Origin of the sequence: Sphaerisporangium flaviroseum (assembly GCF_039537005.1) — a bacterium.
In the GTDB taxonomy this organism is placed as follows: domain Bacteria; phylum Actinomycetota; class Actinomycetes; order Streptosporangiales; family Streptosporangiaceae; genus Sphaerisporangium; species Sphaerisporangium flaviroseum.
The window spans coordinates 1-12,241 of record NZ_BAAAZR010000030.1; the positions used below are offsets into that span (position 1 = coordinate 1).

Below are 12,241 nucleotides of genomic sequence, written 5' to 3' on the forward strand. Positions count from 1 at the left end.
GGCGCCGGCGACGCGCACCGCCTGATCCAGATCTCCTTTGCGGCGGTGACACCGGCACAACACCCCGCTCAGACGCGTCCACTGCTCCAACGACACCTGCTCGTGTTCACACATCGCGACCAGCACCGCGATGGTCTCATCCAGATCACTCACCGATCGCGCGCAGTCGACCAGACCCACTGCGACCTGATACTGGATCGCCGGCATGCTGGTGAGTTCGTATTCAGACAGCAACTGCAGGAACCCGGTCCGGCCCTTGGCCACCTGCCCCTGGGTCAAAGCCGTTTGCGCGTTGCGGAGCAGTTCGTCGATCTGCTCCGGGGTCGCCCCATGCAGCAGGTACGACGCCGAGCAGTCCAGTTTCTGCGCGAGCAGCTCCACCACCGCGGCAGGAGGTGTCCGCCGTCCGGACTCGATCAACGACACGTAGCTCTCGGACAGCTCAGGTTGGGCGAGCTTCAGCTGTGACAGGCCCAATTTCCGGCGGGCGGTCTTGATACGTGAACCGACCAGGCCTTCAGCAGCCACTCATGCCCCCTCGACAGATGTCGGACGCTGATCGAGCCCACCTGTGTGCCCGGGTCCGCCAGTCCCGGATCCGCTGGTGACCTCGCAGGGCGCCCCGTTCGCTGTCACCGACCATGCTAGGGCGATCGTCAGGTGTTCCCGCCCTACCTAATACGTGAATGGACCGCGGCTGGGCGCGCGGCAGCGGACCCTTACTGTTGATCGCCGGTGAAGGTTTGCCAGGATGTCTGGGTCAGGCGGCTGGTTCCAGGGTGACCTTGTGGCCCGGGGCTTGGAGCTTGCTGATCAGGCACTGGGTTTCCTTGTCGGGATCGTGTCGGTTGGTGAAGTAGTCCTCGCCGAGTTCGTGGTAGGGCTTGCCGGTGGCCAGGACGTGCCAGACGATGACGATCATCGCGTGGGCGACCACCACGATCGCTTTCTTCTTGGCGAGCGGGCTGCGGTAGCCGCCCCACTTCATGACATGCCGGTCGAACAGGGATTTGAGATAGCCCCGATGCCGGACCGCTGACCAGTCCGCCTCGACCAGGACCGGCTGCAGATGCTGGTTGCCTTTGCGCCGTCTGCCCTGGCGGTGGCGGCCGGCCGATTCGTGGTTGCCCGGGCACATGCCGGCCCAGGATCCGGATTATGCCGACCTCGGTGGCGGACTGCCTGCCCGGCAGAGGACTGGCTGTTCGCGGATCGGCATAACCGGGTGTTCGCGGCGATGGTCAGAGGTTGTAGAGGAATGCCAGGAGGGTGTCGGGCGGGCGGTAGCGGCCGGGGCTGGTGCCGGGTGGGAGGGGCGAACATCTGGCACGTCTACACCTTCATCGCCCAGCGGCCCATCCGTTCGGTGAAGGCGAAGATCCGTGCCCTGACATACAGGAAATCGCAGCAGGATCTGGGATCCGTGCTGAGACGACTCAGTGCACCCCCGTGCCGCGGACCCGTGATGAGCTGCTGGTGCTCAGCTGTGACGCCAAGGGCGTGGTGATGCGGCCCCAGGCGCTTCGCCCGGCCACCGCGAAAGCGGCTGCCCGAGCCACCCGCACGTTCCGGACCCGCCTTGCGGCCGGTCAGAAGTCGTGCCGCAAGCGGATGGCCACTCTCGGTGCCCTCTACGACGCCGAGCCCGCGCCGCGGCGGCCGCACGATGTGATCGCCCTGCCCGGCGGACGCACCGGCGAACGCAGGCCACGGCCAGGGCCGCACGCGAGCGGGAAATGGCTGTGCGGCTCGGTGATCAACGACCCGGATGAGGTGATTGCCGCCCTGTTCGACCAGGCCGAAGCCCGCGATCCCCGCCATGCTCGCGTCTGGGTCCTGCTCGTCGACGGCGCCCGCCACTAGCTCGACCTCATCCGCGCCGAGGCCATTCGCCGCAGTACGGCCATCACAGCTCTGGCAGCGCACACGGAGGTGACACACTCACCGGCTCCGACAAACGGGCTCATCATCGATCCCTGCGGAGGAGTCCTATCTCGAAGATGACGATCAATATGGATGATGTAGAGAGGTGCCGTTAACGATGTCGTCGGTGGGGACCTGGGCGCGTTCGCTTTAAGGCGACAACGGCAGCGCGGCACGATAGAAAAGCATCGAAGCTCCTGAATGTGCATGATCTTGGCAGACCTGCATCTACCAGGAGCTTCATTTATATGTGATCAAGACCGTCCATCTGCGACGAGCCCGTGACCTGCATCAACACGTTGGAATGAGCTCATTGAACCCGAGAGTCAATAAACTCATGCAGTAAATCAAAGAGCAGATCGTTCGCAAGTCCTTCCTCATTGTTTTCTCTGGAACGATTTTTGTCCCAGAGCTGCGAATTGTCCGGAAAGGCGAGGCGCAACACAAGATACTCCCACGACATGTTCGCACCATCGCCGATCTTATCGGCAAGCATTTCGCAGAATCCGTCGAGGGCCTGATGGTCAGTCCCGACGTCGAATCCTCGCAAGAATGCTGCCATGCTCGAGAATGTGTTGTCCAGACCGAACATGCCGGGATACTTCCGTAGCAGCGGCACGATCTCACTCAACATCATGGTAATGGATCCCATCGAAGTACATCATCATAGTCCCACAACTTACGATACTCATCCAGCGGCACTCCGTTTTTGTCCGAGAATCCATCGTAGACTCTGCCGTCCTTTACTACGACGTCATGATGGTGCCACTCAGGTTCGGTCTTTCTATAAGGACCCAAACCAAATGTACTTTTACCACCAGGAGGGTTCATTCCATTAGTTATCCTGTACCTCGTTCCTCCTCCCAGCATACGCTGGATCTTCAAGGCCACCTCTTCGCAACCAGTCCAGCATGCAGGATTCTTAATATCTTGCGGTGCCCACCTCGGCCCCAGACCACCCCCCCGGCCCGAGGGGTGACCATCAGCATTACGACCGAACCGTGGTCCGAACGGAAGGAACACAGGAGTATCGTCCACCACGTGAGGCTTGCCATCAGGCCCAATGATTGTGGGCGGCTCCGTAACGGAGCTGTATCCATCTTGCCACGCCTGCGTATTCGGATTTCCAATCGGCTTACGGGAACAATCTTCGGGATAGATGTCGCACAGATCAAGAATAGTCCCCTGTTCGCCGATTCCGGTGGCGACACCTCCCAACCAGTCCCAGAAGCCGCCCGCCGGAGGTGGAGGCACACTGAATGGTGGGGGCACATTGGGGCCACCACCGGACGGTGGGGCAGGAAGATCGGTGCGCGGCTGGTTAGGGATGGGCGAAGACTGAGGGATTCCCTGAACAGGGCTGACCACGAACGTGCAGTCGCATGTTCTACTCGGGCCGCGAGGCAATGCACCATCCGGGATTCGATCAATGATGTCCTTAACGCAACTCAGGTCGCAGTTGAAAGGCATATCAATCGGCGCGGTTACTAATTCAGCTTCGCCTCTCTTACCTCCACCCCCGCCACCTGCACCCCCGCCTCCGTGCTTACCGCCTCCGCCTCCACCACCGGTCCCGCCGCCGCTCTTGCCTCCACCGCCGCCGGATCCTCCACCATTCCTGTCACCTCTACAGCCATTGACACTGACTGCGGCCTCCAGCGGAGGCTTTCCGCAGGTGCCACCGCCGCTGTTGCCGTTGCCGTTCTTGCCGTTATTTTTCCCACTGTTACCATTGCCGCCACCCCCGCCGTCGCAGGGCTTGGCCGCTGCGCTCAACGGGGCGCGTTCAGGGAGACATTTGCCACCGAGCGTGTTCGGGTCAGCAAGTTCACGACAGCGATCCTCAGCGGTGGGTCTCTCCGCGCTCGTGCTTGCTTTGCAGTAGTCACCACCATCGTGCGGCCTCGAGGGGACGTGGCCTGTCGGATCTACGCCGGTCAGCGGACCACCGGCCGCATAGGCATAACGGTTGCCACGAATCGAGGGCTGGGGGTCAAGGGTCCATGTGTCGCGTGAGATGAACGCACCCGTGCCGGGCTGATACCAGCGCGAGTGCATGTTCACTTTGCCGGTGTCGGGGTCGGTGAACTCCCCCTGGTAGCCGAGGCCGTGCTTGGCGCCGTTTCTCGCGGTCTCCTCGCCGAATGGGTTGTAGGCGACCGAGTCGGTCAGCGAGGTGCCTGCGCTCTGGAAGGTGCCGACGACGTCGCCGTGCTGGTCGGCGAAGGCGACGCGAGGGCCGCTGCCGTCGGAAATGCCGATCGGCTCACCGTAGATGCCTCGGCTGTAACTTGCCTGCTTGACGCCAGCGGAGTCGGTCATCGCTACGATGTCGTTGGCGAAGTCGCCGTATAGATAGCGGCTGATCGTCCCGCTCCGGGTGCGGCTGGTGACGCGATCCAGGGCGTCGTAGGTGTAACTGGCCTCGCCGTCGCTGGTCATCCGATCGAAGGCGTCGAACTTCAACAGCTTTGTCGTGCCGTCCTTGGTCTCGCTCGCCAGAGTGCCGCGTGCGGTGTAGGTGTACGTCGAGCCGCCGCCGGACAGGAGCCGGTTCCGCTGGTCATAAGCAAAGGTGTGCGAGCCGGCTTGGATACGGTTTCCTGAGTCGTCCCAGCCGTAGTCGGTGACTGCGCCTCCGGGCGCTGTCCAGGAGGTGAGCCGGTTACTGTGGTCGTAGGTGTAGCTGTTGCTTCCCGCGCCAGCCGTACCACTGGTTGTCTTGGTGGTGAGGTTGTCGTCCAGGTCGTACCCGTACGTGATCGAAGCCATGACCGCGTTCGAAGAGGTCTTCAGCGTGTCACCGGTGAGGCGATCCATGGGGTCGTAGGAGTAAGTCCGCTTGGGGCCGCTCGTGCCGTAATTGATTCCGGTGAGCCGGTCAGCGTTGTCGTAACCATAGGTCAAGGTGATGGCCGTCACCGGATCGGTGAGCGTCTTCAACCGGTCGGCATCGTCCCACGTGAACGAGGCCGTACCTGAGGCGTCGGTACGCTGCACCAGCCGCTCGTTGGCGTCATAGCCGAAGGACGACAGGTCAGCGGATGTACCGGACTTGGCGGTCTTGAGAAGCAGGCCACGATCGTTGAAGGTCAAAGCCAGGTCACCTGCGCTGGTAGGCCGACCGGCCAGGTCGTAGCCGAAGACTGTGGCCTGGGTGGTGACCTCCGCGCCGGCTCCTTCTACGCTCACCAGACGGTCGAGGTTGTCATAGGTGCTGGCGATACGAGCGCCCTCTGGCTGCAGCACGCCTACCCGATTGCCCGCAGCGTCGTAGGTCGTGGTCCAGGTACGGTCGGCCACGTTGGGGTGGGCTAGGGTGGCGGGCTCGATGCGCGACTCCACCAGACCTAGAGAATTGTATTCGGCGAGGAAGGAGTTGCCGCGCCCGTCGGTGACGCGAGTCCTCTCACCGGCCGCGTTGTAACCGAACGACGTGGCCATGACCTTGCTTGAGGACACCGGTTCCACGATCTGTGTCAGCTGGTCGGCGGCATCGAAGGAGCGCCGGATGACATGTCCTTCGGGAGTCGTCTGGCTGGTGGGGTTGCTCGCGGCGTCGTACTCGAACCCATACGTTCGCAGCACGGTTCCCGAGGCGTTGAGGTCCTTGATCGCGATGCTCCGCCCGGCCATGTCGTAGTCGGCGGTCGTGGCATTGCCAAGCGCGTCGGTGTCCTTGACCACTCGGCCGACCAGGTCATAGGTGAAGGTGCTGGAGTTGCTCAACGCGTCGGTCCAGGTGACCATCTCCCCCGCCGCATTGAACGTGGCCTGGCTTCGGTTGCCCGCGGGACGTACAACCGCGATCATGTTGCCCGCACTGTCATATTCGGCGGTCGTGGTGAGCGCCGCGCCGGTCGGCTTTCGCTCGACATCCGTAGTGGTGACCTGGCGTCCGAGCCCGTCGTAGGTCGCCTCGAGCCGAGCTCCCGTCGGGTCCGTCGACGAAAGCACGTCGCCCGCTAAGGTATAGGCGTAGTCCCAGTTGCCTCGCAACGCACCCTGCGTGGCCGGAGGATCGGTGATACGAACCAGACGCCCGAGCGGGTCGTAGGTCGCGTTGGAGATGTTGCCACGTGGATCGGTGATCGAAATGAGACGACCGGCCACGTCATAGCCATATGACGTTCGCGGCGTGAGGGCCGCACCACCGGGAGGAGTGTACGGAGTCGCCGAGAACGAGGTGACCCTTCCTGCCTTGTCGTAACCAGCCGTACTAGTCCGACCTTCCGGGCCGGTTTCATGGGTGCGCTCCCCCGCCGCGTTGTAACCCATCTGCGTGGTTGGCCGCTCGACGACCGCAGCTGAACCGTCACGCTCCACCTTGACTGGTGGTGCCTGGACTTTGATCGTCCTGCCCAGCGCGTCGTAGCTGACAAGCGTCGTGTAATCCATCCGGGTCACACCAGAGGCGTTGCCCCGCGGATCCGTGACCTCGGTCACCAAGCCACGGTCGTCGACCCTCCAGGAGGTTGTCAGATCCGTCGTACCGTTCTCCACGGTTCGCTCGATAAGCATGTCGCCGACGTCGTATCCGTAGGACTCCATTTCGGTCCGCGTGGAACCGGTAGCAGTCCAGGTCGACTTTGTGACGTTGGTGTTGGCGTCGTAGACATAGCTCACCTTCCTGCCGAGCCCTGACGGGTCGAGGGTGGCTGAGGTCAAACGGCCTGCCGCGTCGTAGACATAGTCGAGCCGAGTCTTGCCATCTCCGGTGACCAGCCGGGTCAGGTTCCCCGCAGCGTCGTAGGTGGAGGAGTTCAGCACCACATCCACCGGCGTAGTGGAGGTGTTCAACTTGACACGGTCAGCGATCTCCTCGGCGAGGCTGTCGTCGCCGAAATAGGTATAGCGGGCGGTTCGGCCCGTCGCATCGGTCCGCGAGGCCAAGCGGCCACCCGGGTCGTAGGCGTAAGAGCGCGTGACCACGTCGTGGGCCGTCTCTGGGCTGATTGGACTGCCGGTCCAGCCCTTCAAGGTGACCGAGGCTCGCTGGTTTCGTGCGGTGTAGGCGTAGTTGTACGTCGTCCCCGCCGTGTCCACCGTGCTGACGACCCTGCCCATGTGATCGTAAGCAGCCTGCTGGGTACCACCCTCGGGCCCGGTAATCGTCCCCATCCGGCCGTAGGTGTCATAGGTATAGGTCGTCGTGCGGCTGGGGTCGCCACCGGTCAGGTCGGCGAACGTGTCGGTCAGCTTGTTGCCGTCGTCGTCGAAGGTGTAGCGGCTCTCGGCGGTATGTGTCACACCGCTGACCTCGTTCTTCACCGCCGCACCGGTCTCCTTGGCCACCCGGCCGAAGGCATCGTAGGCGAAGGTCGTCGTTGTCGTGGCTGTGCCGGCGCTCTGCTGGCCCGAACCGGTGACCGGGGTGTCCTTGTCGGACTGGATCTCAGTTTCCGGCAGCGCCCGGTTGTAGACGCGCACCTCGTCGATCAGTCCGGAGAAGTACTCGCCCCAGACGCTGTTGCCACCGATCCGCAACGGACCGCCATCGGCACGCAAGGAGCCGGAGAAGTCCCGTTCGGCGGTCTTGGTGCCGTCCTGATAGAACTGGAGCTTGGCGCCGTCGTAGGTGACGGCGATGTGGGACCAGGTGTTGAGCGGGAGGTTCTGCGGGGAGTCGACGTTGCCCTGCACCCCGTCGGTGTTCACTGCCCAGCCGTTGGGCTGTGCCCCGTTGGAGGCATACAGCCCGTATGACAACCCGCCGGTGTATTCCTTGAGGGCGACCTGGCGCCAGTTGTCCAGAACGGTGGGCTTGACCCATGCCATCAGGGTCATTCCTTGCGACAGCCTCAAGGACGGCGAGTCGGGCACCGTCACCCAGGAGGAGGTGCCGTCGAACGACAGTGCCTTCCCGTATTTGCCGGACGTCGACCATGACGTGCCGGTGGCCACACCATCTTGGGAGTGCCCGGAGTCATCCGCGATGGCCGTCCCGGTCCCGGCGTCGAACCCGTAGGCGGCAACCAACCCATCGGCACCGGCCGGTGGCGGCTCCTCGCCCCCTTGACCTGCGGATATCTGGCCACTGGAGGTCTTGCGGCCGATCGCGTCGTAGGTGTGCTTGGTGACCAGGCCGGTGGGTTCGGTGACCTGCGCCAGGTCACCGGCGGGGGTGTAGGCGTAGCCACGCTCATTGCCCTTGGGATCGGTCTCGGCCTTCAGCAGGCCGGCGGGCGTGAGGCCACCACCGACCGCCGTCTCGGTCCCGTCGGTGTAAGCGTAAGTGGTGGAGCGGCCGTTGAGGAAGTCGGTGGTGGCCGGTGTGGTCTCCTTGGACTTCTCGCCAAATGTCGTGTAGTCCCACTTGGTGGCGTAGGTGTTGCTGGTGCTGCTTGCCGACCGCGCGTCCCGGTAGGCGGTCATCTGGTCGTTGCGGGGATCGAACTTGTCAGCGGTGTTGAGGTAGTACGCGGCATAGGAGGTCTGGCAGTTCCCGGCAGATCGGCACTTAGTCAAGCTGAGCTCGTTGCCGCGCTCGTCGTGGGTGACTTCTGTGGTGTTGCCGTTGCGGTCGGTGATCTTGCTGAGGAAGCCGCCGGTGTCGTAGTTGTAGGTCGACTTCTTGCCGAGTTGGTCGGTTTGGCTGGTGGTTCTCAGGACGCGAAGCACGTCATGCACCGAGACCAGCGTTCCGTTGTGGGGATCGGTGATGGTGACGGTGGCCTGCGGGTCGCCGTCAGAGGCTGGGGAGTACTGGAGCGCGCTGAGTTTCCACAGGCCACCGTTGGAGTCGGTGTGGGTCTGCAGGCGGCCTCCGTCGGCGGCGTTGGTGTTGTCCGCCCACACTCGCCCCGACGGCAGCGTGGCCCTGGTCATCTGCGGCGCCGCAGCGCCTGCCAGGTAGTGGGCGCGGATCTCCGACGCGGCCAGTGACCGGCTGTAGATCGCGGCCTCGTCGATGTCGCCCTTGAAGGGGAACACCTGCGTGGAGGAGGTGGAGGCCGGCCAGGTGGCGGAGGCGTAGCCCGAGCCCAGGCGCGTGGAGAACTGGTCACGGTGATCGATGGTGCCGTTCAGCGTGCCGGCGGCCTGGCCGTCCAGGTACAGCGTCTGGCTGCTGCCATCACCCGACAGCGCCACATGGTGCCACTGGCCGTTGTTCACCGCACCGGCAGAGGTGATCGGGGTGGGTTGGCCGTTCCAGAACTGCCCGCGCAGCTTGCCGTCGGTCCCCACATACAGCACTGGCGTGAAATTCGACGGCGCGCCGGAGGACGAATCGCTGTGGCCCAGAACGACCCCGGAGCCGGTGGTCTTGAACCACGCCTCGACCGTGAGGTAGCCACCCCGGCCACTGATCGCGGCATCAGGAAGCAACGCGTAGGAGCTGGAGGCCGACGTTCCGGCGAACCTCACCGCGGTGTCGGCCGACCCGCCCAGGGCCCCCGCCACCCCGACTGTCGCGTCATAGGTGCCGCTGTTGAAGATGGCATCGTCGCTGCCCAAGTTCCAGCCGACCGCACCGGCCAGTTTGGAATCGCTGGCGCCGCTGGTCTCATCCAGTCGCCAGTAGCTGGAGGGGACCGAGTTCAGCACGCTGGTGCTGTAGCGGGAGGCATTGGCGTAGGCGTAGGTGGTGCACGCGGTGCTCGAACCCGGGCCGCACACCTTGACCAGTTTGTCGCCGTCATAGGTGAAGGACCAGCTCAGTGGTGCCCCGTTCACAGGGTCGGTGGACACGCCGTTCGCATGACCGCCGCTCCAGGTGAAGTACAGCGACCGGCCCCCGGTGGAGGTGACCTTGGCCAGTTTGCCGTCGGTACCGTAAACCAGGTCCTGGGCCCGGCTCCGGTTGTCGGTCACCTTCACCACCCGGCCCTGGGCGTCGAACACATACGAAGTGGCGGACTTGTCCATCAGCCGCCATCCGCCGCCGGTCACCGTCGCCAAGGTGGCGTAGGAGCCCTGCGGCGGTGCGTAGCTGCCGTCCCCGATCGCACCGAACCGCGATTGCCGGCCATCGGGATAGGTGACCAGCACAGTCTGCGTCTGCGGCTCCTCCATCAGCCGCATGTCCCACCGGGTGCTCCATCCCGCGCCGAACATCCCCTCCGTGCGAGGGTCCAGGCTGTTGTAGGTGCGGGTGGCCGTCAGCGGAGGACCGACCGTGGGCACCGAGGCATCGGTTACCGTCTGGGTGTAGTTGCCCACCACATGGTTGAACTCCCGGCCGCCGGTGCCGCTTCCGAGGAGCGAGTTGATCGACGGCTGCTCCGGCTGGGGGCTGATCGTTATCCACGGCGAGGTGACACTGAGACCGTTCGAAGTGTCCTGTGCCTGAATCGACCACCAGTAGCTCTTGCCCCACTTCAGCTTGCCGGCCGGCACGATCCACGTGCCCCCTGTGGTCCACGAGCCGCCGGTACACCAGTCCCAGCTCCCCGACGGCCCTGACGGTCCGGAACAGATCTGGAACCAATAGGACACCTGCCTGCCGGTGGCCGAGGTCGCCCAGGCCCCAAGCGTAGGTGTCAACGACCCGGCCAGCGCGCCGCTCCGAGGCCAGATGCTCTGGAAAGTAGGAGGCTGCGGCTGCGGCTGCGTTGGCACGTAACACAGCCCCAGGTCCTTCCACGCCGTCGTGCTCAACGGCGGCAGGCCCTGTGGATCACGCGTCGCCTGGAAGTCGTGCGCCTCGGTCATGCCTCGGGTCGTATTGAGGTATGAAACCGTGGCACCCGTCGAGTAGTGCGCAAGTGGCGACCAGGCCGGGTAGTAACAACTCGCGGCGGCCGTGGTGGCGCCTTCCGCCGACGTCGGCGCGGCGGACACCCGTCCAGCAGGGCCGGCGGACGGCGAAGAGCCAGACGACGCTGAAGCGCTGGGGGAGAGCGAGGTGAGGGCCTTCCCATCCTCGGAAGTGCCCCGGCCATCCTCGCGGGCGCGCTGATACGGCGATTGCGGAGGCTTCAGTCCTCCTGTCGCGGGCTCCTTCGACGCCTTATGCCGGCCTTCCAGCGGTAGCGCGCCCTTTGGCGGTTTGAAATCCGTTGCCGCGTTTCCGACTGATTCGAGCTTCGTCGTGGTCGACTCGGTCGGCACAAGATGCGGTAACCCGGCGGCCGAACCGGTCTGCTGGACAGGGGTGTCCACATCGGCGGCGGACACCTCGACAGCCGACTGCTCAGTGGTATTCGCCGCTGCCCGCGGGGTCAGGCCGTCCGGTACGCCGACACCTGAGATGAAAACCATCAAGGCGGACACAATTATGGTCGCCATACCCAACCATCGACGCAACGCAAAACGACGCATGCGGCACCCCTTCTACAGGCGCGTAGAAGCCACCAGGGCGCCGTCGGGTAGACGAGTACCTGGATTCATCCAGATAAGCTAAAAGGTTCTGCGTAGATCACTTGGAACGTACGTAAAGAGGGCAGTCAACACAATAGTGATCTACGTCACATCACTATTGGAGATCAATCTGTCACCACGCGTGGAGTATTGGCCGCGGCAATGAAGTTTCTCGGCGGGCAGATCGGGTCGTATGTGAACGGACGTGGGCAGCGCTGGGCGTGTTTACGATCGCCTGAAGCCCGCGGTACAACTGAAGCAAGCCGCTGGCCAGAACCGCGGCAGAGAGCATCAAACGGACACGCAAGGTGTCTCCTCACGAGAGCAAGGAGGTACAGGTGAGACGGGGCGGGAGCCCGCCTGGTTGGCTGTGCGTCCACATCCGGACACAACCGCGCAAGCCGTACGGGGCTGCCCGCGCATCACGCGCTGTCCAGGCGCACTTCCTTGACGGGTGCGGCTCCTTCTGAGGGAGTGGCTGAGCTGCGGCTTCGTGGTTCGGGCCTGGTTGGGTAAGGGATCACGTCCTACCGTCTGAGGCAAGGCGGTGGTGGCGATGGGCTCGTTGCTGGAGGAGCTGGCGCGGCGGGAGGCTGCGGCTCGGCGTCGGTCGAGGGGCTGCGACAGCAGATCAGCGAGTTGACCGAGCGGCTGGGGGTCGAGGAGGACCGGTTGTCTCGTCTGGTGGTCACGCGCGAGACGGTTGAGGAGATCCTTGGTGAGGCCGCCTCGCTGGTCGAGGAGCCCGATGAGGAGGGCGGCTCGGCTGATGCGGCGGGGGCGCAGGAGGAGCCGCCGGAGGTGGTGCGGTTGGGGGTGGTGACGGTGCCGCGGTGGCGTTCGGGGATGGGGACCAAGGTGTTGCCGCAGGCGTATCGGGACGCGGTTGAGATCTTGGTTGATGGGGGCGGGCCGATGCGGGCGGGGCAGCTGCTGGTGGCGATGGGCCTACAGGATGCGGCCTCGACGCGGGAGGGGCTGCGGTCGAAGCTGAAACGGCTGGTCGAGCGCGGTT

Annotated in this window: 6 protein-coding genes; 2 read left to right on the top strand and 4 right to left on the bottom strand. The window is 64.3% G+C overall.

The annotated features are described in order from the left end of the window. Both ABD810_RS30050 and ABD810_RS30055 read right to left on the bottom strand, forming a co-directional pair. Window positions 1-528: helix-turn-helix domain-containing protein (locus tag ABD810_RS30050; RefSeq protein WP_344948033.1), on the bottom strand; the 528-nt coding region annotated here is incomplete at its 3' end. A gap of 232 nt (window positions 529-760) precedes the next feature. Beyond that, complete coding sequence (locus ABD810_RS30055) at window positions 761-1,138, bottom strand: transposase (protein WP_344948036.1); 378 nt, start codon at window positions 1,136-1,138, stop codon at window positions 761-763. A gap of 338 nt (window positions 1,139-1,476) precedes the next feature. Here ABD810_RS30055 and ABD810_RS30060 point away from each other — a divergent pair, with 338 nt between their 5' ends. Next, window positions 1,477-1,863: a hypothetical protein gene (locus ABD810_RS30060; protein ID WP_344948039.1), complete on the top strand. Its 387-nt coding sequence runs from the start codon at window positions 1,477-1,479 to the stop codon at window positions 1,861-1,863. Between the two features lie 370 nt (window positions 1,864-2,233). Here ABD810_RS30060 and ABD810_RS30065 read toward each other — a convergent pair whose 3' ends face one another. Together ABD810_RS30065 and ABD810_RS30070 are read right to left on the bottom strand one after the other, a co-directional pair. Further along, window positions 2,234-2,560, bottom strand: a complete 327-nt coding sequence (locus tag ABD810_RS30065) for a hypothetical protein (RefSeq protein WP_344948042.1) — start codon at window positions 2,558-2,560, stop codon at window positions 2,234-2,236. Continuing rightward, the gene (locus tag ABD810_RS30070) at window positions 2,557-11,187 is read right to left on the bottom strand and encodes a LamG-like jellyroll fold domain-containing protein (RefSeq protein WP_344948045.1); all 8,631 of its coding nucleotides are present in this window, start codon (window positions 11,185-11,187) and stop codon (window positions 2,557-2,559) included. Before ABD810_RS30070 ends, ABD810_RS30065 begins: the two co-directional genes overlap by 4 nt. Window positions 11,188-11,865: 678 nt before the next feature. On the opposite strand from ABD810_RS30070, the gene ABD810_RS30075 reads away from it, so the two are divergent. After that, window positions 11,866-12,241 (top strand): hypothetical protein (locus tag ABD810_RS30075; protein ID WP_344948048.1); only part of this gene is annotated, 376 nt, incomplete at its 3' end.

Bases quoted from the DNA above. Each gene is read 5' to 3' on its own strand.
- ABD810_RS30055 (WP_344948036.1), bottom strand. From the start codon at position 1,138: ATGTGCCCGGGCAACCACGAATCGGCCGGCCGCCACCGCCAGGGCAGA.
- ABD810_RS30070 (WP_344948045.1), bottom strand. From the start codon at position 11,187: ATGCGTCGTTTTGCGTTGCGTCGATGGTTGGGTATGGCGACCATAATT.
- ABD810_RS30065 (WP_344948042.1), bottom strand. From the start codon at position 2,560: ATGATGTTGAGTGAGATCGTGCCGCTGCTACGGAAGTATCCCGGCATG.